Raw genomic sequence first — 18,717 nt, 5'->3', positions numbered from 1 at the left:
CGTACCTCGACAACAAAGCCCCGCGCCAGGCCCTGGTGCGGGGCGGGGAGCTGGCGTGTGTTCAGTCGTCCAGGTGGGCGACCGCGATCAGGTTGTGGAAGTGGGCGATGCCGTGCTCGCTGACGCCGCTGCGCTGGGCGTCGACCATGATCCGACCCTGGCCACGGTAGCCGCGGGACTTCAGGCCTTTCTGCACGCTCTCGACCAGACGCAGGTCCTCGGGGCGGAACACCTCGCGGTACCAGTCGATCAGCTTGTGCTGCTCTTCGCTGAGTTCCTTGTTGAGGAAGTAGATGTCGTAGTGCTGCAGGGTGGTCTCGGCATCGACCGGGAACTCGTAGATCACGGTCATGAAGTTGGCCCCTGGCGGTACGTTGAACATGGTGCACGGCCAGGCCCAGAAGCCGGCGAAGGACGGGTCTTTCACCGACTCGTCGAAGGTGAATGACTGCTCCGACGGTTTGGCCAGGCCGTATTGCAGGGTCCAGTTGCCGTGCAGGCTGTGGCTGTACTGGCCGACGTCCACCGAATCGGAAAAGCCGGGGTGGGCCGGGGCGCAGTGGTAGCACTCCAGGTAGTTGTCGACGATGGATTTCCAGTTGGCGGGAGTGTCGCTGACGAAGCGCGCGGCCAGGTGCAGGTCGTCGATCACCGCGCAGGCTTCGCGCATGCGCTTCTGCATGCCCGGCAGCTGGTCTTCGACAGAGCCTGCGTCGTTGTCCATGTTGATGAAGATGAAGCCGGCGTATTCCTCCACGCGCAGCTGCACCAGGGTGGAATTGTCCTTGTCGAAGTTGGCCACGTTCTCGCAGTTGCGCGCATGGGCCAGCTCGCCGTCGAGCTTGAAGGTCCAGGCGTGGTAAGGGCAGGTGATCACGTTCTTGGCCTTGCCGCTGCCTTCGAGCAGTTGGTGGCCGCGGTGCGGGCAGACGTTGTAGAAGGCCCGCAGCACGTCGTCGCGGCCACGCACGACGATGATGCTCTCGCCGATCACCTGGCGGGTAATGTAGGCGTTCTTCTCGGCGACTTCGCTGCGGTGGCCGACGCAGATCCAGCTGCGGGCGAAGATCGCTTCCTTCTCGTGTTCGAAGACGGCGGCCTGGGTGTAGAACTTGGCCGGGAGGGTGAAGGCCTCCTCGGGATTGGCGCAGAAGTCGGCGGGCAGGCGTTTGAAATCGTTCATGGCTCTATCTCGGTTCTTATTGGTTAACGCGTATCTGTTGGTTAACAATCTGGGCAAAAAAATTTGCCAGAACGGGGGCGGGCAAGCCCGCTCCCAGGTTGTATTTCAGTGCGCCACGGCTGTGCTACGCGGTGCCTGCGGCTGCGGTTCCTCACCCGCCAGGCGGGTGGCCTCTTCCTCGATGCGGTAGGCCGGCACCTGGCCGTAGTCGGCCGCCAGCCACTTGAAGAATCCGTAGATCTTCACCAGCAGGATCACCATGAACGGGATCGCGGTGAGCACCACGGCGGTCTTCATGGTCGACAGCGAGGCCTTGGCGAAGAGCATGGCCAGTGGCACCAGGGTCAGCACCACGCACCAGAACAGGCGCAGGGTGGGGCTTGGGTCTTCACCTTCGCGCAGGTTGCGGGTGCTGGTGGCGGCCACGGCGTAGGCGGCGGCGTCCATGTGCGAGGCGCAGAACACCGCCATGATGAACAGGTACGCGGCGAGGAACAGCGTGCCCCAGGGCAGGGCCAGCAACAGGTCGGTCACCGCGGCTTCGCCGCCCAGCGTGCCGAGCAGCTTGGGTACGTCGATCTGGCCGTTGATGAACTGGTGCATGCTGTAGCTTTCCAGCGCGCCGAAGAAGAACCAGCAACCGAAGCTGCCGCCCAGCAGCAGGGCGAACACCACTTCCTTGATCAGTCGGCCACGGGACACGCGGGCGACGAACATCGCCACGCCAGGGGCGTAGGACACCCACCACAGCCAGTAGAACACCGTCCAGTTGCGGGTGAAGGCGCCGTCGCCGGCGGGGTCGGTGAACAGGCTCATCTGCACGTAGTGCTGCAGCATCAGGCCGATGGAATTGGCGGTGTTGTTCAGGGTGAACTGGGTCGGCCCGACCAGCAGGACGATGGCGGCGAACACCAGGGCGCCGATGCAGACCATCTTCGACAGGCGCTGCAGGCCGCCGTCGATGCCGATGTACGAGCTCAGCGAGAACAGCAGCGCCACCGCGCCGATCACCAGCAACTGCACGGTGAAGGTATTGGGGGTGCCGGCCAGGTCGGCAAGGCCGCGGGTCAGGGTCGAGGCGGTGAGCGCCAGCGACACGGTCAGCGCGCCCATCATGGTCAGCAGGAAGATCAGGTCGACGGCGCGGCCGACCGGGCCGGTGGCCTTGAAGCCGGTGACCGCCTCGATGATCGAGGCCAGGTTGAGGCCGCTCTTCTTGCGCACATGGAAGTGATAGGCCATGGCCAGCGAGGCCAGGGCGTAGATCGACCAGGCGCTGATGCCCCAGTGGAAGAACGAGTAGCTGACGCTGTATTCCAGGGCCTTGGCCGACATCGGCGCGATGTTCAGGCCTGGGGTCTGGTAGTAGTAGGCCCATTCCATCACGCCCCAGTACAGGGTCGAGGAACCCATGCCGGCGCAGATGAACATGAACACCCAGGTGGTGGTGGAGTATTCGGGCTTGCCGGCACCCAGGCGGATGTTGCCGTATTTGCTGAAGGCCAGGTACAGCACGGCCAGGGAGCTGCCGAACACCAGTACCTGGACGCTGGTGCCGAAGGTGCGGGTGGCCACTTCGAACAGCTGGTTGGCCAGGTTTTCGGCCTGGGCAGGGAAGGCGGCAAGGCCGATCACGGTGAGCAGCACGGCCAACAGGCTCACGGCGATCAGGAACACGTCGATCTTTTTGTTATTGGGGGACATCAATTGTCTCCTGGAGCATTTTTTTTGTAGTAGGCGTCAGGCGTTGGGAAGTCCGTATCGAGGTTCTGTGTTTCCTTTCTGTTAACTAACAGATAACAAGTATCTTTTGGTTGACAGATTCTGCATTGAATCGAAGTGGGTGGCAATAGGATCGTCGGACAATCCGGATGATTGGGCTGGCGATATCGCGGGGTAAGTCGCATCGGCCCCGCGATGACCTAGCGCCAAATCAGGCGCCGAGCAGCTCGGCAATGGCCTTGCCCACTTCCTGGGTCGAGCGGCTGCCGCCCATGTCACGGGTGGTGTCGCCGTTGGCGATCACGGTCTCGATGGCCTTGAGGATGTCGTCGTGGGCCGCCTGGTAGCGGGCATCGTTGTTTTCCTGGCCGAGGAACTCGAGCATCAGCGCGCCGGACCAGATCATCGCGATCGGGTTGGCGATGTTCTTGCCGTAGATGTCCGGCGCCGAGCCATGCACCGGCTCGAACAGCGAGGGGAACTTGCGCTCGGGGTTGAGGTTGGCCGACGGCGCGATGCCGATGGTGCCGGCGCACGCCGGGCCGAGGTCGGAGAGGATGTCACCGAACAGGTTGGAGGCCACCACCACGTCGAAACGCTCCGGCTGCAGCACGAAACGGGCGCAGAGGATGTCGATGTGCTGCTTGTCCCAGCTGATCTCGGGGTAGTGCGCGGCCATGGCGGCGGTGCGCTCGTCCCAGTAGGGCATGCTCACGGCCATGCCGTTGGACTTGGTCGCCGAGGTCACGTGCTTGCGCTCGCGGGTCTGCGCCACGTCGAAGGCGTACTTGAGGATGCGGTCGACGCCGCGACGGGTGAACACCGACTCCTGCAGCACGAACTCGTTGTCGGTGCCTTCGAACATGCGCCCGCCCAGGGAGGAGTATTCGCCCTCGGTGTTCTCGCGGATCACCACGAAGTCGATGTCGCCAGGCTGCTTGTTCGCCAGCGGGCAGGGCACGCCGGGGAACAGGCGCACAGGGCGGATGTTCACGTACTGGTCGAAGTCGCGGCGGAACTTGAGCAGGGAGCCCCACAGCGAGATGTGGTCCGGGACCTTGTCGGGCCAGCCGACGGCGCCGAAGTACAGGGCGTCGAAGCCCTTGAGCTGGTCGAACCAGTCGTCGGGCATCATCTTGCCGTGGGCCAGGTAGTAATCGCAGCTGGCCCATTCGAAGAACTCGAACTGCAGGTCCAGGCCGTGCTTGCGGGCGGCGGCCTCGACCACGCGCAGGCCTTCGGGGAGGACTTCGTTGCCGATGCCGTCACCGGGGATGGCGGCGATCTTGAAGGTCTTGGTCATGGGGCGCATCTCGTGTCCAGGGAAGATGCAGGCCATGCTATAAGGCTGTGCTTCGGAGATAATCCGGCAATCCATCAATTCTTGGTGCACGAAACGTGAATAATCTGCCGAACCTGGATGACCTCGACATCTTCCTGCAGGTGGCGCGCCGCGCCAGCTTCGCCGCAGTGGCGGACGAGCGTGGCATGTCGGCGGCATTCATCAGCAAGCGTATTCGCCTGCTGGAGGAAAGCCTCGGCGTGCGTCTGCTGCACCGCACCACCCGGCGGGTGACGGTGAGCGAGGAGGGCGAGCGCGTGTACCAGTGGGCGCAGCAGATCTTCGAAACCCTGCGGCGCATGGACGACGACCTCAACGCCGGCCAGCGCGAGCCGGCGGGGCAACTGCGCATCGCCAGCAGCCTGGGGCTGGGGCGGCGCTTCGTGGCGCCGGCGCTGTCGGAGCTGGCGGCGCGCTACCCTGGGCTGGACATCCGCCTGGATGTGCATGACCGCCTGGTGGACCTGATCGCCGAAGGGGTGGACCTGGACATTCGCGTCGGCAACGTCATCGCCCCGCACCTGATCGCCAAGCCCCTGGCACGCAACCGTCGGGTACTGTGCGCCGCCCCTGGCTACCTGGCCGCGCATGGCACGCCGCGGGTGCTGGCCGACCTGGCCAGCCATGACTGCCTGGTGATCAAGGAACGCGACCACCCGTTCGGCCTGTGGCACCTGGAAGGCCCCCAGGGCGAGGAAAGCGTGCGCGTCACCGGCGGGCTTTCCAGCAACCACGGCGAGGTGGCGCACCAGTGGTGCCTGGACGGGCGAGGGATCCTGCTGCGCTCCTGGTGGGACGTGCATGACAGCATCGCCGATGGGCGCCTGGTGCAGGTGCTGCCCGAGTACCAGCAGGCGGCGGATATCTGGGCGGTGTATACCGCGCCGTTGGCAGGTTCAGCCAAGGTTCGGGTGGCGGTGGAGTTCTTCCGCCAGTACTTCGCCGAGCGCTATCGCTTGCCGGATTGACCCTTCGCGCCGCCCCGCGACAAGTTGTCTGCTTGACTTGCAAGGGCACCCTACGATCGTTAACTTGACTTCGTAGTCAGTTTTTGTGATCGTGCGCGCCCTTTCAGTTTCTCAAGCACCAGAAAAAGCATGGGCAACCCAAGAGCTGCCCAGAGGATCAACCATGTCCAACCGTGATATTTCCCGGCGTTCGTTCCTGCAAGGCGGGCTGATCGCCGGTGTCGGCGTGACCATGGCGCCGCTCGGCAGCCAGGCGTTCGCCGCCCTGATGGAGAGCAAGGTCACCACCTCGCCGCAGAAGTGGATGAACCACGACGGCAAGGTGCGTTTGCGTAACGACGCGCTGTCCAAGGTCTGCGGCAACAAGGTGTTCGCCCGCGACATCCGTGCCAAGGACATGCCTGGCTGGCCACAGCAGCAAGGCCACGCCATGCTGCTCAAGGCGACCAAGGCCGACCGCATCTACGCGGGCTACGACCTGTCACTGCTGGGCGCCGAGCTGCAGCCGGACCGCGTCGTCAGCGCCGATGACCTGAAGAAGGACGGCATCGCCTGGCCCGAGGCCCACTCGCCAGATCCATTGCTGCCGCCCGGCCAGGTACCGATGTTCATCGGCCACCCGGTGGCGATCCTGATCTGGAACGACTTCGAGCGCTTCCGCAAGGCCAAGCTCAAGCTGCAGTTCAACGACCAGGCGATCCGCTACGGCGCCCAGGCCCCGCTTTACCAGCGCGATCCTTACGGCAGCTTCCGTTTCGTGCGCGTGGCCGGCAAGACGCCGTTCGACGAGGACGAATACTCGAGCCTGAAGAACACCATGCTGTTCCCCACCATCCTGGCGCGCAAGCCGGTATGGACCGCCGAGCCCAAGCAGCACGGCACCCTCACCGAGCAGGGGATGTTCTACGCCCAGCGTATCGACGAGCAGCTCAAGCAACCGCCGGAAGACTGGCTGCTGTTCGACGAGCGCTACAAGACCCCGTCGATCGAGCCCGCAGCCCTCGAGCCGGACAACGGCAATGGCTGGTTCGACCCGGCCACCGGCACCCTGCATTTCGTCGTCGCCACCCAGTGTCCGTTCGAAGTGGCGCAGGAATGCGTGCACATGATCAAGCCGTCGCGTTTCGGCCTGAAGCACCTGAACATTCATCCGGGCTACACCGTCGGCTACGGCTCCAAGGACAACAACATCTTCGTGTTCTACGCCGCCGTCGCCGCCCTGTACGGCGCGGGTGTGCCGATCCGCCTGGCCAACGACCGCTACGAGCAGTTCCAGAGCGGCATCAAGCGCCACCCGTTCGACATCCGCTACCAGCTGGCCGTCGACAAGAAGGACATGAGCTTCAAGATCTTCCGCGCCGACATGACCGTCGACGGCGGCGGGCGCATCAACTACAGCCCGTCGGTGGCTTCAGTAGGCGCTACCGCCGCGCAGTCGATCTACTACATGCCGCAGAACGACCTGTCGGTCACCGCCTACCACTCGCGCGGCGTCGAGGCCGGCTCCATGCGCGGCTACGGCACCCTGCAGAGCATGGCCGCCACCGAGATGATGGTCGACGAGATCGCCGATCGCCTGGGCGTGGATGCCATCGAGCTGCGCCGCAAGAACGCGCTCAAGTCGGGCATGAAGAACACCCAGGGCGCGGTGCCCGCCGGTGCCCTGCGCCTGCACGAGATCCTCGACAAGGCCGCGGAACACGACTGGTGGAAGAACCGCCATGCGCGCAAGCAGGCCGAAGACGCCAAGGACCACGACAACTGGTACGGCGTGGGCTTCGCCATCACCCAGAAAGACTTCGGCACCGGCGCCGAAGCGCCGATGGCGGCGGTCGAGTTCACTGCCGATGGCCAGATTACTTTGCGCCATATCGGCACCGAGCTGGGCACCGGCATGTCGACCTCCCAGGCCCTGGTGGTCAGCGACTTCCTCGGCCGCGTCGCCGATCACGTGCAGACCGCCCAGACCGAATGGCCTGAGCTGCAACTGAGCACCAGCGGCAACCCCTACCTGATCAGCCAGGCCGAGCAGGACGCCGCGCTGCGCAACCCGCGCTGGGTCGCCAAGCTGGCTTCGCCGTCGTCGGCGACCAACTCGGCGTTCTACTTCAGCCACGCCACCCGCGAGGCGGCCCGGGTGCTGTTCAACCACGGCCTGTGGCCGGCGGCCATGGCCCTGTGGAGCCAGGGCCCGTTCGGCGGCCAGGCCAACCCGTTGGTGGTGCGCCGCGAGAACGCGGTGTGGGTCAACGGCGCGCTGACCGGCAACGGCCTGGAGCCGATCCCGTTCGCGGAGCTTGCGAAGAAGGCCCACGAGATGGGCCTGATCACCGGCGTCAGCGTGCATGGCTTCAACCGCTGGAGCTGGGCCGAGGCCGACTTCGTCATCGACGGCGTGCGCGAGCGCCTTCCGCTCGATGCCCTGGCGGTGAAGTACGGTGACGGTGCGCTGAACGCGAAGAAGGCGCAGATGAACAGCGCCGGCTTCCACCTGCTCGACCGGCAGAACGTCGAGTACCCGGCCACCCAGCTGAACAACGCCATGGTCACCTACTACAGCCCGGTGGCGACCATCGTCGAGGTCAAGGTGAACAAGGGCAGCGGCGAGGTCAGCGTGCTCAATCATCACAGCTGGGTCGAGTGTGGACGGGTGCTGGTGCCCGAGCTGGTCAAGGGCCAGCTAGAGGGTGGTATCGCCATGGGAATCGGCCATGCGCTGCTGGAGGAGATGCCGCTGTACGAGGGTGGCCCAGGCGAGGGCGACTGGAACTTCAACCGCTACCGCCTGCCGATGGCCCGGCATGTGGCGGTGTGGAAGCAGACGTCCGAGATCCTGCCGCCGCTGTCGCCGACCGACCCGTCCAAGGGCATCGCCGAGGTGGTGATGATCCCGGTGGTCGGCGCCATCGGCAACGCCGTGGCCCATGCCATCGGCAAGCGTGTCCGCGACCTGCCCATCACCCCCGCCCGCGTCAAGGAGGCCCTCAATGGCTGACCGCAAGCTGCAACTGACCCTCAACGGTCAATCTGTCGTCACCGAGGTGGTCCCTGATGACCTGGCGATGATCGACTACCTGCACGAATACCAGAACCTCACAGGCTCGCGCCTGGGCTGCGGGCAGGGCATCTGCCACGCCTGCGTGGTGATCGTCGACAACCCCGACGGCACCAGCGAGGAGGTGCGCACCTGCATCACCGGCGCGCACTATTTCGAGGGCAAGCAAGTGCGCACCATCGAAAGCCACGCCAAACGCGACGAAGCGGGCAACCCCACCGAGTTGAACCCGATCCAGCAGAAGTTCGTCGACCGCTTCGCCTTCCAGTGCAGCTACTGCGCCCCGGGCTTCGTCAACGCCGCCACGGTGCTGGTGGAGAAGGCCCAGCGCAAGCCGCTGAAGAAGAGCGAGCTGGAGCAGGCCATCGAAGCCAGCCTCGGCCACCATGTGTGCCGCTGCACCGGCTATGTGCGCTACTACGAGGCGACCCGCGACGTGCTGGGCGACCTCGGCCTGGTCAAGGAGGGTTGAGCATGACGCGAGTTCTGAGCAGCCTGGCCCTGGCCATTGGCGCGCTGGTCGCCTGCAACGTCCAGGCGGCCGACGAGGCATTGATCAAGCGCGGCGAATACCTCGCCCGCGCCGCCGACTGCATGGCCTGCCACACCGCCGAAGGCGGCACGCCCTACGCCGGCGGTCTGCCGATCCATTCGCCGTTCGGCACCATCTACGGCACCAACATCACCCCGGACAAGCAGCACGGCATCGGCAGCTACAGCAGTGACGAGTTCTTCGCCGCCCTCACCGAGGGCAAGCGCAAGGACGGCGCCAACCTCTATCCGGCCATGCCCTATACCTCGTATCACCTGATCAAGCGCGAGGACTCCGATGCGATCCACGCCTACCTGATGAGCGTGGCACCGATCAACCGGCCGGCGCCGGAAACCAGCCTGAGCTTCCCGTTCAACGTGCGCACCGGCCTGATGGGCTGGAACCTGCTGTACGGCAAGAGCGTGCAGCTGGAGGAAGGCAAGGGCAACAGCGAGGCATGGAAGCGCGGCCAGTACATGGTCGAAGTGCTCGGCCATTGCGGCGAGTGCCACACCCCGCGCAACCCCATCGGCGCGCTGCAGCAGGACAAGCGCCTGACCGGCGGCCTGCTGTTGGGCTACCTGGCGCCTAGCCTGCTGGCCCAGGACCTGGCCGACCGCGGCTGGAACCAGGCCGACCTGGCTACCTTCCTCAAGCACGGTATCAGCGCCCAGGGCAGCATGTTCAACGAGATGTACCCGGTGGTGCACCACAGCACCCAGCACCTTGAAGACAGCGACCTGTCGGCCATGGCCACCTACCTGCTCGGCGACCAGCCGCCGGCGGCCAAGGTGGTGCAGGCGGTGGCCCATGAAACCCTGGGCGAGAGCGCCAAGCGCGGCCGCCAGCAGTACCTCAATGTCTGCGCCGGCTGCCACGGTGGCGATGGCGAGGGCAAGCCGCACATTGCCGTGGCCATGCAGGGCAACACCGTGCTGCGCCAGGCCGACTCGCGCAACCTGGTCAAGGCCATCGTCGACGGCATCCGCGAACAGCAGTTCACCGGCTTCGAGCGCATGCAGCCGATGCCGGGCTTTGCCGACAAGCTCGACGACCAGCAGCTGACCGACATGGTCAACTACCTGCGCGAAGCCTGGGGCGGCCTGCCGGGCGACCTGACCACCCAGCAGCTGGCCCAGCTGAAGGCGGATTGACCCGTGCAGCATCTCGACCTGCAGGTGGTGCGCCAGGCGGCGCAATGGTCGCGTGACGGCTTGCGTGTGTGGCTGTGCAGCGTGCTGTGCACCTATGGCTCGGCGCCGCGCGCGCCGGGCTCGCTGCTGGCGGTGAGCGAGGGCGGGCAGTGGGTGGGATCGCTGTCGGGCGGCTGTGTCGAGGATGACTTCCTCGAGCGGGTCGCCGCCGGCGAGTTCGCCACGGCGGTCGCCGTGGTGCGCTATGGCGACGGCAGCGATACCCGCGGCAACATTCGCCTGCCGTGCGGCGGGATTCTCGACGTGCTGGTGGAGAACCTGCCCGGCGACTGCGCCACCCAGGCGCATCTTGCCGAGCTGGAAAGCGCCTTGCTCGGGCGTCGGCGGCTGTTGCGCGAGGTCGACCTGCGCAGCGGTGAACGGCGGCTGAGCGATGACCTCGGCCAGGGGCCACGGGTGGAGCGTGGCGAGCATTGCGTGCGCCTGCGCATCGGCGCCGCCCAGCGCCTGTTGCTGGCGGGGTATTCGAGCGTCGCGCATTTCTGCGCCGAATTCGGCAAGGGCCTGGGCTTCGAGGTGGTGCTGTGCGACCCTCGCGACGAGGTGATGGACAACGTGGCGCTGGACGGGATAGAAATCCGTCGTGAACTGCCTTCGCTGTTCATCGCCAACGGCGGCTGCCATCGCGACACCGCGGTGGTGGCGCTCACCCACGACCCAAAGATCGACGACCTGGCCATGCTCGAAGCAGTACGTACCGAAGCGTTCTACATCGGGGTGATGGGTTCACAGGCCACGTCGGCGAAGCGTCGTGAGCGCTTGCGCCGTATCGGCGAGCTGGGTGATGCCGACATGGCGCGCATTCATGCGCCGATCGGCCTGAACCTGGGCAGCAAGACGCCGGCGGAAATCGCCCTGGCGGTGCTCGCCGATATCCTGCGGACCCGCAGCGGCATCGCCCGCGAGGCCTTGTGAAGGTCGTCGCCCTGGTACTCGCGGCCGGGCAGGGCGCGCGCTTCGGCGCGGACAAGCGCCGGGCCCTGATGGCCGATGGGCGCAGCCTGCTGCAGCACAGCGTCGAGCGCGCCCTGGCGGTGTTCGACGAGGTGCGCGTGGTGCTGCGCGCAGGCGAGCGGGCCGAGGATCTTGGGCTGCCGCCAGCCTGCCGGGTCGTCCACAGCCCCGAGGCGGGCATGGGCATGGGCATGGGCCATAGCCTGGCGGCCGGCGCGGCGTCGCTGGGTGACAGCGAGGCGCAGGCGGTGGCGATCCTGCTCGGGGACATGCCGTGGATCGGGGCGGAGACCTTCCGTCGTCTGCTCGCCTCGGCGGCGCCCTCGGTCATCGTGGTGCCGCGTCATCAGGGGCAGAACGGCCACCCGGTGGTGTTCGGCCGGGATTACTGGGCCGAGCTGACGCTGTTGGCTGGTGATGAAGGCGCGCGCTCGGTGCTGCGGCGGCATGCGAACAGCGTTTTGCTCTTGGATTTGCAGGACAGCGGTGTGCTGCGCGACGTCGATACGCCCTCGGCGCTCGGCTAGACTGCCCGGGGGCCGCCACCTCACCGACGCCACCATTGAGGGAAAACCCTCATTGCCGCTCATCCGGCGGCCTCCTAGCATGGATCCGGTTACCTACCCCAGGCCACAGGAGCACTACCATGACCAGCCCCAACGACGACAAACGCCCAACCCCCGACCCGGCCGAGGACAACGCCTTCTTCCCTTCGCCGTATTCCCTCAGCCAGTTCACCTCGCGCAAGTCCGACCTCAGCGGCGCCGACTATCCCGACGCCTACCGTGGCGGACGCTGGAAGGTCCTGCTGATCGGCGCCGACGAGCGCTACCTGCTCACCGACAACGGCACGCTATTCTCCACCGGCAACCACCCGGTGGAAACCCTGCTGCCGATGTACCACCTGGACAAGTCCGGTTTTGCCTTCGACGTCGCGACCTTGTCGGGCAACCCGGTCAAGTTCGAATACTGGGCCATGCCCGGCGAGGACACCGAGGTGCTGGGCCTGTTCGATCGCTACAAGTCAGCGTTCAAGCAGCCGCGCAAGCTCGCCGATGTGCTGGAACAGGCCCTGGGTGAGGACTCGGACTATATCGGTGTGTTCATCCCGGGCGGCCACGGCGCGCTGATCGGCCTGCCGGAAAGCGAGGAAGTCGGGCGAGTGCTGAAATGGGCGGCGGACCACGACAAGTTCGTCATCACCCTGTGCCACGGCCCGGCGGCGCTGCTGGCCGGCGGCAAGCTCTACGACGGCTACAAGATCTGCGCCTTCCCTGACGATCTGGATGCCAAGACCCCGGACATCGGCTACATGCCCGGCCACCTGACCTGGAAGTTCGGCGAACGCCTGCAGGCCCAGGGCGTCGAGATCATCAACGAGGGTATCTCCGGTGCCGTCCACCAGGACCGCAAGCTGCTCACCGGTGACAGTCCGTTGGCCGGCAATGCCCTGGGCAAGCTGGCCGCCTCGGCGTTGCTCAAGGCAGTCAACGGCGGATGAGGGACCTGCCATTCGATCAGGTGGTGCAAGCCGTCCAGCGGATCGCGCAGGCCACTGACCTCGCGGATATCCAGTCGGCCGTGCGCAATGTCGCCCGGCCGTTGGGCTATGACCGTTTCGTGCTGTTCAGCGCCAGCGCTGCGCGGGACGAGGTGGTCGAGCGTATCCATTGGGTGGAGGGGGACTGGTTCGGCGATGGCCAGGCGGTCGACGCCCAGACCTACGTGCGCCACTGTCCGGTGACCCGTCACCTGCTGGCGGCACGCGAGCCGTTCTTCTGGAGCAAGCGGCTGGACGATGGCAACGAGCGTTACCGCGTGGTACGAACGCCGAGCGGGCCGGGTATCCACGGCTTGCAGGTACCGGTGTTCGGTCCCGCAGGCCTGGAAGGCGCCATGAGTTTCGGTGGCGCGCAGGTCGTGGCGACACCTGCCGCACGCCTGGCCCTGACGCTGCTGGCCCAGGCCGCGTTCGCGGGCGCTCGGCGGCTGTTGGAAGCGCCCAGCGGCCAGGGGCGTTTGTCCGAGCGTGAGCGCCAGGTCCTGGCCTGGACCGCCGCCGGGCAGCGCCAGGCCGATATCGCCGCCACCCTCGGACTGTCGCTGCGCACGGTGGAAAACCACCTGCGCGCCGCCCGCCGGCGCCTGGGGGTGAGCACCACCGCCCAGGCGATCAGGATCGCCCTGGGCAGCGGTGCGCTCGACTGACTCAGCCCTTGTGCGCGACGTTCAGCACCACCTTGCCGATATGCCGGCCCGACTCCATCAATTCATGGGCCTGGCTGGCCGCGGCCAGCGGGAAGGTGGCGTGGATCAGCGGCTTGACCGCGCCGCTGCGTACATGGGGCCAGGCCTTGGCCTGCAGCTCGCCGAGGATCGCCGCCTTGTCGTCGGCGCTGCGCGCGCGCAGGGTCGAGCCGATATGGGTCAGGCGCTTGGTCAGCAGCGGGAACAGGTCGACCTCGGTGGCCGGGCCCTTGACCACGCCGATCTGCACGATGCGCCCGTCCATGGCGGCGGCCCTGAAGTTCCGCGCCACGTAGTCGCCGGCGATGATGTCGACGATCACATCCACGCCCTTGCCGTCGGTGTGCGCCATGACTTGCTCGACGAAGTCCTCGCGGGTGTAGTCGATGGCCACGTCGGCGCCCAGTTCCAGGCTTGCGGCCTGTTGCCCGGCGCCATTGACCGTGGTGAAGATCTTCGCCGCGCCGAAGGCCCGGGCCAGTTGCGTCGCGGTAGTGCCGATGCCCGACGCGCCACCATGGATCAGCACGTTTTCACCGGCCTTGAAGCCGCCGCGCTGGAACAGGTTGACCCACACGGTCATGAAGGTTTCCGGCAGCGCCGCGCCCTCGACCATCGACAGGTTTTCCGGCAGGTGCGCGGTGGTGCGTTCGTCGGCCACGGCGTACTCGGCATAACCACCGCCCTGGACCAGGGCGATCACGGCATCGCCGAGGGCAAAGTGACGGACCTGCTCGCCGATGGCCACCACCTTGCCGGCGATCTCCAGGCCCGGGATGGCCGGCGCGCCGGCGGGTGGATCGTACAGGCCCTTGCGCTGCAGCAGGTCGGGGCCGTTGACGCCGGCGGCATGCACCTGCACCAGCACCTCGCGCGGGCCTGGCTGGGGCGTGGCATGGCTGGCAACCTGCAGGACCTCGGGGCCGCCTGGCCGGGTGATGTCGATGGCGCTCATTTGGCTGGGGATGATGTGACGCATGAAGACCTCTGTCATTCTGAAGAAAGGCCGTGTCGGCCCGTTGCGTCACAGGGTATGCAACCCGGGTTGTCCGGTCGCGCGGCGATTTTGCGACGCACCTTTGCAGATTTTCTTCAGCCCGCCGCATCCCTGCAAATTGTTGTGGGAAGCGGTTTTGTGTTGCCTGTGCTGGCCTCATCGCTGGCAAGCCAGCTCCCACAATGCGCAGGTGATCCCTGTGGGAGCTGGCTTGCCAGCGATGGGGCGCGGCGCGCCCCCAATCAGGAGTGGACCAATGAACTGGGATGATGCCCGCATGCTGCTGGCCTTGAGCCGCGAACAGACCCTGCGCCGCGCCGCCCGGGTGCTGCGGGTCGACCAGGCCACGGTGGGCCGGCGAGTGGCGGCGCTGGAGGCGGACCTGGGCTCGACCTTGTTCCTGCGCACGCCGGCCGGCTACCAGTTGACCGCCATCGGTGAAGTGGCCGTGGAAATGGCGCAGAAGATGGAGCAGGCGGCCCTGGAACTGGCCCGCCGAACCCGAGGCGCCGATAACGAGGAGGCCGGCGAGGTGCGCATCGCCACTACCGACTCCCTGGCCCTGGAGTTCGTCATCCCGGCACTGCGGCAGGTACATGAGACCCATCCCGAGGTGCGCGTTGTGCTCAGCGGCAGCTCGGAGATCGTCAACCTGTCGCAACGCGAAACCGATATCGCCATTCGCAACCAGCGCCCGGACAGCCCCGACCTGGTGCTGCGCAAGCTGGCCAGCTGGCAGATGGGCCTGTTCGCCTCGGCGGATTACCTGGCGCGGCGGGGCGTGCCGGAGGAGGGCAGCTTTGCCGGCCACGACCTGGTGGTGTATGAGCCGTACTGGCGCGATCGCGCCGAACCGACCCTGGTGGACGTGCCCATGGGCGAGGGGCGGGTGGTGATGGCGGCCAACGCCAGCATGATGCTGCGCCGCGGCATCGCCGAAGGCCTGGGCCTCGGGGAGATCCCGGTGGAGCTGGGGCAGCGTGACGGCTTGCGGCGAGTCTGGCCGCAACGCATGCGCAGCCAACCCTACGAGGTGTGGATGGTCACCCACCAGGACCTGCGCCACACGGCGCGGGTGCGCGCGGTGATCGACCACCTGGTGCTGGCGTTTGCCGGGCCAGGCGAGTAACAGGCGCCGCAGTCAGCCTGCAACGGCCAAAGGGCTGAACGCGTCTGCGATGAAGGCTTCGAGCGCCTGGGCCTCGATGATTTCGATCGAGAAATGCCCGAAACGCTTGGGCAACCAGATGATGCGGGCCCCGGCAGGCGATTGCAGCTGCTCGCGAGCCAGTGGCTTGCCGTTCTCGTCCTCGGGCTGGATGCCATTGGCCGTCAGCTGGTCATAGGCTTGCTCGATGTCAGGCGTGGAGTAGCAGTGGCGGTAGATCATCCCTTCGCCGTGGGTATCGAGCAGGTCCTTGAGGTTGCCCGCCAGCGGCTGGACCAGCATGAAACGCTCCTCGCCGACCCGGGCGATTGCATAGTGGACGTGCAGGCCGCCGCGTTCCCAGACCAGCGTGCGGGAAGTGTCGGCGCCCAGCACTTGTGCGTAATAGCTACAGGCGGCGTCCAGATCGGCGACCAGTACATCCACGTGGCTGAACTTGAGGTCCATCGCATTGCTCGCTCATGCAGAAGGTTCAGGGCTGTGCCGGCGCGACGTCGCTCACCGAGTCTGCTTCGGGCTGGCCGGCCTCGGCCGCCAGTTTCAACCGGTCGGCCTTGGAGATGTAGGGGTTCCTGTTTTTCGGCGCCAACTTGGCACTGGCCTTCTTGGCGTGGGCTTTCAACAGCTGGTTGATCTTTTTACGACGGTTCATGTTATTCCACTTCATTGACGCTGGGTGCTGCCGCAGGGCGAACGATACAGCAAACCGCCACTGACGAATCGTCATATTCGCGCTACACCATCACCTGACGGGTTTAACCGAGCGACAGGCACGGAGCCTGTCGCACCCGACAAGGAGGTCATCATGCAATGGACGCCACAATCTGCAACCTGCCTGAAAGCGCTGCTCTTTGGCTGCCTGGCAGCCGCCGCCTCGTCCACCTTCGCCGAGCAAATCTGCGCGTTGCCCGACAACGTCGAGCCTGCGCCGGCCCGCCCGGTGGACTACGTCAACAAGGACCTGCCCACCGATTACCTGGCCCTGGTGCTGTCCTGGTCGCCGGAGCATTGTGAAGCGCAGCGCAACAAGCCCAAGGCGCAACGCGAAAAGCATGCCTTCCAGTGCTTCTCGGGCAATCGTTTCGAATGGGTGGTGCACGGCCTGTGGCCGCAGAATGGCTACGCCAGGTCCAACCAGGACCATCCGCGCAACTGCCAGACTGTCGGTTCGCTGCCGGCGCCCTTGGTCAGGCAGCACCTGTGCATGATGCCCGGGCCGGACCTGATGCAGAACGAATGGCAAGCCCACGGTACCTGCGGCTGGTCGTCGCCGGAGCGCTACTTTGCCGATATCCAGCGGGTCTACGACTCGCTGCAGCGGCCCTCCCTGCAGGAAATGCTCGGCAGCGAAGCGGGCCCCAACCAATTGGTGGACGCCAAGGTGAGCGACATCAAGCAGGCGTTCCTGGCCCATAACCCGGCGCTGCCTGCGCAGAGCCTGCGGGTATCGGTGGGTTCGGGCAACCGCCTGAAAGAGCTCTGGGTCTGCCTGGACAAACAGCTCGGCCCAATGCCGTGCCCGGCCGGCGGGACCCCCGACAACCAGCCGATCAAGGTCCGCACACCCTACCAGTAACCCTCCTGCAAGGAGTGCCTCCCATGCGAGCATCCGTCACTGGCGACTACCTGCGCGTACGCGCCATCGCCGGCACCCATGTGGTGGTGCTGGCCTGGGACTTCGTCACGCCACCGAACCTTGCGACGCTGGTCGGCGAGCAGAACCTGCTGGGCTTTGCCGTGCAGCGCAAGCAGTTCGACGCGGCCGGCCAGGTGCGTACCCGCTATTACCTGCGTGGCTTGAAACGCTTCGCAGACAAGGACAAGGGGCTGCCCCCGGGCACGCGGGTGCCGACCAGCGAGCACCCCATCCAGAGTTTCTTGTGGGCGGACTACACCGCCACTGCCGAAGGCGACTACGAGTACGCGGTGCAACCGGTGTTCGGCGAGCCGAAGAACCTGCGTGTGGATGAGGCCCTGGGTGTTGCCGTGCGTGTGCGCTGCGAAAGCACGGCGGCGCCAGGCGCGGGCGTGAGGCATGACGTGCACTTCAACCGTGGCGTGATCGGCTCCCAGGCCTATGCCCGGGAGTTCGACAACGTTGCCCCCGACCCCGACGCGCCGCAATCCAAGCCGATGAAATGGCTTTCACGAGGCTTGTACGAAGCCCTGCTTGCCTTCATCGAACGCGGTGCCAGGCCGGGCATGGGGTTGCGCGCGGCGTTCTATGAATTTCACTACCTGCCGGTCGCCCAGGCGCTAAGCGATGCTGCGCGTGAAGGCGACGTGCAGGTGGTCTTTGACGCGGCCAGCAAGTACAAGGCCGAGAACCAGGCCACCATCGCCCAGGCCGGCCTGGCCGCCCACGCTCATCCGCGTACGGTCAGCGAGGGTATCCGCCACAACAAGTTCATCGTGCTGCTCGAGCATGGCCAGCCGGTCAGTGTCTGGACCGGCTCGACCAATATCTCGGCCGGTGGGATCTTCGGCCATTCGAACGTGGGGCACGTCGTCCACGACCCCGGAATCGCCCGGCAATACCTCGACTACTGGACACGCCTGCAACGCAACCTGACGCCGGGCAAGTTGCGCACGCCCAATGCCCTGGCCAGCCCGCTGCCGCCCTTGCCATTGCAGCCGGGCACCTATCCCGTGTTCAGCCCGCGCGAGGACAAGGACGAGCCCCAGGCGCGCAAGACCTTGCAGTGGTACGCCAACCTGGCCAGCGCGGCCAGTCAATTGGTGTGCTTCACCGCTGCCTTCGATATCGCCGCCGAGTTCCAGGCGGTGTTCCAGGCACAGAACGATGTGCTGCGCTACGTGATCAAGGACGATCCGCTCAGCGCGACCGAGAACATCGGTACCGACGGTGACGTGATCTTCGCGGCCGGTAGCCATCTGAGCGAGGACAACACGCTGGCCAACGCGCTGAAGGAACGCGACAACCCGCTCAACAGCAACGATTACATCCATACCAAGTACATGCTGGTCGATCCCTTGGGCGAGCAGCCCACGGTGGTGACGGGCTCGGCGAACTTCAGCAGCGCCTCCCAGGTGAAGAACGACGAGAACATGCTGGTGATCCACGGCGACACCCGGGTGGCGGACATCTACTTCGGCGAATTCATGCGCCTGTTCGACCATCACTACGCCCGCTACCTGGCGGCAAGGTACCAGGCCCGACCCGGCAGCCAGGGCAATTATCTGAAGGAGACGGCCGGGCAATGGCTGCCCGCGCACCTGGACCCGTCCAACTACCGCTCGAAGCGCCGGCAGTACTTCATTGGCTGACAGGCTCGGGCACTGGCCAGACGTCGCGCTGGCGTGTAGGTGTTTTG

17 protein-coding genes are annotated in these 18,717 nt (G+C 66.0%); 11 read left to right on the top strand and 6 right to left on the bottom strand.

From position 1 onward, the window contains the following. Window positions 1-61: 61 nt before the first annotated feature. From CCOS191_RS15480 to CCOS191_RS15470, 3 genes are all read right to left on the bottom strand, one after another. Window positions 62-1,183: an aromatic ring-hydroxylating oxygenase subunit alpha gene (locus CCOS191_RS15480; RefSeq protein WP_038705911.1), complete on the bottom strand. Its 1,122-nt coding sequence runs from the start codon at window positions 1,181-1,183 to the stop codon at window positions 62-64. Between the two features lie 105 nt (window positions 1,184-1,288). Then, the gene (locus CCOS191_RS15475) at window positions 1,289-2,887 is read right to left on the bottom strand and encodes a BCCT family transporter (RefSeq protein ID WP_046855981.1); all 1,599 of its coding nucleotides are present in this window, start codon (window positions 2,885-2,887) and stop codon (window positions 1,289-1,291) included. Between the two features lie 229 nt (window positions 2,888-3,116). Then, complete coding sequence (locus CCOS191_RS15470) at window positions 3,117-4,208, bottom strand: tartrate dehydrogenase (RefSeq protein WP_038705913.1); 1,092 nt, start codon at window positions 4,206-4,208, stop codon at window positions 3,117-3,119. Between the two features lie 95 nt (window positions 4,209-4,303). On the opposite strand from CCOS191_RS15470, the gene CCOS191_RS15465 reads away from it, so the two are divergent. The 8 genes from CCOS191_RS15465 to CCOS191_RS15430 all read left to right on the top strand — a co-directional run bounded on the left by CCOS191_RS15465 (window position 4,304) and on the right by CCOS191_RS15430 (window position 13,178). Then, window positions 4,304-5,215 carry a LysR substrate-binding domain-containing protein gene (locus CCOS191_RS15465; RefSeq protein WP_046855980.1) on the top strand — a complete coding sequence of 304 codons (912 nt, stop codon included), beginning with the start codon at window positions 4,304-4,306 and terminating at the stop codon, window positions 5,213-5,215. A gap of 163 nt (window positions 5,216-5,378) precedes the next feature. Next, window positions 5,379-8,210 carry a xanthine dehydrogenase family protein molybdopterin-binding subunit gene (locus CCOS191_RS15460; protein WP_046855979.1) on the top strand — a complete coding sequence of 944 codons (2,832 nt, stop codon included), beginning with the start codon at window positions 5,379-5,381 and terminating at the stop codon, window positions 8,208-8,210. Beyond that, window positions 8,203-8,742 (top strand): (2Fe-2S)-binding protein, encoded by a 540-nt coding sequence (locus CCOS191_RS15455; protein WP_046855978.1) that lies wholly within the window; start codon window positions 8,203-8,205, stop codon window positions 8,740-8,742. The genes CCOS191_RS15460 and CCOS191_RS15455 overlap by 8 nt, the downstream gene beginning before the upstream one ends. Before the next feature lie 2 nt (window positions 8,743-8,744). Beyond that, window positions 8,745-9,956: a cytochrome c gene (locus tag CCOS191_RS15450; protein ID WP_046855977.1), complete on the top strand. Its 1,212-nt coding sequence runs from the start codon at window positions 8,745-8,747 to the stop codon at window positions 9,954-9,956. 3 nt (window positions 9,957-9,959) lie between these two features. Further along, the gene (locus CCOS191_RS15445) at window positions 9,960-10,931 is read left to right on the top strand and encodes an XdhC family protein (RefSeq protein ID WP_046855976.1); all 972 of its coding nucleotides are present in this window, start codon (window positions 9,960-9,962) and stop codon (window positions 10,929-10,931) included. Continuing rightward, window positions 10,928-11,497, top strand: coding sequence for a nucleotidyltransferase family protein (locus CCOS191_RS15440; RefSeq protein WP_046855975.1), 570 nt, complete (start codon window positions 10,928-10,930; stop codon window positions 11,495-11,497). The genes CCOS191_RS15445 and CCOS191_RS15440 overlap by 4 nt, the downstream gene beginning before the upstream one ends. Before the next feature lie 119 nt (window positions 11,498-11,616). Beyond that, a complete protein-coding gene (gene hchA / locus CCOS191_RS15435) occupies window positions 11,617-12,471 on the top strand; it encodes a glyoxalase III HchA (protein ID WP_046855974.1) in 855 nt (284 codons plus the stop codon). Then, window positions 12,468-13,178 carry a PA1136 family autoinducer-binding transcriptional regulator gene (locus CCOS191_RS15430; RefSeq protein ID WP_046855973.1) on the top strand — a complete coding sequence of 237 codons (711 nt, stop codon included), beginning with the start codon at window positions 12,468-12,470 and terminating at the stop codon, window positions 13,176-13,178. The genes hchA and CCOS191_RS15430 overlap by 4 nt, the downstream gene beginning before the upstream one ends. 1 nt (window position 13,179) lies before the next feature. Here CCOS191_RS15430 and CCOS191_RS15425 read toward each other — a convergent pair whose 3' ends face one another. Continuing rightward, entirely contained in the window at window positions 13,180-14,172 is a 993-nt protein-coding gene (locus tag CCOS191_RS15425; RefSeq protein WP_046857816.1) for an NAD(P)H-quinone oxidoreductase, read from the bottom strand. 298 nt (window positions 14,173-14,470) lie between these two features. Between CCOS191_RS15425 and CCOS191_RS15420 the strand changes: the two genes are divergently transcribed. Continuing rightward, a complete protein-coding gene (locus CCOS191_RS15420; RefSeq protein WP_046855972.1) occupies window positions 14,471-15,343 on the top strand; it encodes a LysR family transcriptional regulator in 873 nt (290 codons plus the stop codon). Window positions 15,344-15,355: 12 nt separating this feature from the next. Here the strand turns inward: CCOS191_RS15420 and CCOS191_RS15415 are convergent, their stop codons facing one another. Together CCOS191_RS15415 and CCOS191_RS15410 are read right to left on the bottom strand one after the other, a co-directional pair. Beyond that, window positions 15,356-15,829 carry a VOC family protein gene (locus CCOS191_RS15415; RefSeq protein ID WP_046855971.1) on the bottom strand — a complete coding sequence of 158 codons (474 nt, stop codon included), beginning with the start codon at window positions 15,827-15,829 and terminating at the stop codon, window positions 15,356-15,358. Window positions 15,830-15,854: 25 nt separating this feature from the next. Beyond that, on the bottom strand, window positions 15,855-16,034 hold the full coding sequence (locus CCOS191_RS15410) for a DUF2986 domain-containing protein (protein WP_046855970.1): 180 nt from the start codon (window positions 16,032-16,034) through the stop codon (window positions 15,855-15,857). A gap of 153 nt (window positions 16,035-16,187) precedes the next feature. Here CCOS191_RS15410 and CCOS191_RS15405 point away from each other — a divergent pair, with 153 nt between their 5' ends. Then, window positions 16,188-16,958 carry a ribonuclease T2 family protein gene (locus tag CCOS191_RS15405; protein WP_046855969.1) on the top strand — a complete coding sequence of 257 codons (771 nt, stop codon included), beginning with the start codon at window positions 16,188-16,190 and terminating at the stop codon, window positions 16,956-16,958. A 23-nt stretch (window positions 16,959-16,981) separates the two neighbouring features. After that, complete coding sequence (locus CCOS191_RS15400; protein ID WP_046855968.1) at window positions 16,982-18,670, top strand: phospholipase D-like domain-containing protein; 1,689 nt, start codon at window positions 16,982-16,984, stop codon at window positions 18,668-18,670. Window positions 18,671-18,717 lie beyond the last annotated feature (47 nt).

This window comes from Pseudomonas sp. CCOS 191 (assembly GCF_001007005.1).
GTDB lineage: Bacteria > Pseudomonadota > Gammaproteobacteria > Pseudomonadales > Pseudomonadaceae > Aquipseudomonas > Aquipseudomonas soli.
The sequence above is the reverse complement of the archived record's forward strand: the minus strand, read 5'-3'. Positions and strand labels throughout refer to the sequence as shown.

Bases quoted from the DNA above. Each gene is read 5' to 3' on its own strand.
- CCOS191_RS15480 (WP_038705911.1), bottom strand. From the start codon at position 1,183: ATGAACGATTTCAAACGCCTGCCCGCCGACTTCTGCGCCAATCCCGAG.
- CCOS191_RS15475 (WP_046855981.1), bottom strand. From the start codon at position 2,887: ATGTCCCCCAATAACAAAAAGATCGACGTGTTCCTGATCGCCGTGAGC.
- CCOS191_RS15470 (WP_038705913.1), bottom strand. From the start codon at position 4,208: ATGACCAAGACCTTCAAGATCGCCGCCATCCCCGGTGACGGCATCGGC.
- CCOS191_RS15460 (WP_046855979.1), top strand. From the start codon at position 5,379: ATGTCCAACCGTGATATTTCCCGGCGTTCGTTCCTGCAAGGCGGGCTG.
- CCOS191_RS15455 (WP_046855978.1), top strand. From the start codon at position 8,203: ATGGCTGACCGCAAGCTGCAACTGACCCTCAACGGTCAATCTGTCGTC.
- CCOS191_RS15450 (WP_046855977.1), top strand. From the start codon at position 8,745: ATGACGCGAGTTCTGAGCAGCCTGGCCCTGGCCATTGGCGCGCTGGTC.
- hchA (WP_046855974.1), top strand. From the start codon at position 11,617: ATGACCAGCCCCAACGACGACAAACGCCCAACCCCCGACCCGGCCGAG.
- CCOS191_RS15430 (WP_046855973.1), top strand. From the start codon at position 12,468: ATGAGGGACCTGCCATTCGATCAGGTGGTGCAAGCCGTCCAGCGGATC.
- CCOS191_RS15425 (WP_046857816.1), bottom strand. From the start codon at position 14,172: ATGAGCGCCATCGACATCACCCGGCCAGGCGGCCCCGAGGTCCTGCAG.
- CCOS191_RS15420 (WP_046855972.1), top strand. From the start codon at position 14,471: ATGAACTGGGATGATGCCCGCATGCTGCTGGCCTTGAGCCGCGAACAG.
- CCOS191_RS15415 (WP_046855971.1), bottom strand. From the start codon at position 15,829: ATGGACCTCAAGTTCAGCCACGTGGATGTACTGGTCGCCGATCTGGAC.
- CCOS191_RS15410 (WP_046855970.1), bottom strand. From the start codon at position 16,034: ATGAACCGTCGTAAAAAGATCAACCAGCTGTTGAAAGCCCACGCCAAG.
- CCOS191_RS15405 (WP_046855969.1), top strand. From the start codon at position 16,188: ATGCAATGGACGCCACAATCTGCAACCTGCCTGAAAGCGCTGCTCTTT.
- CCOS191_RS15400 (WP_046855968.1), top strand. From the start codon at position 16,982: ATGCGAGCATCCGTCACTGGCGACTACCTGCGCGTACGCGCCATCGCC.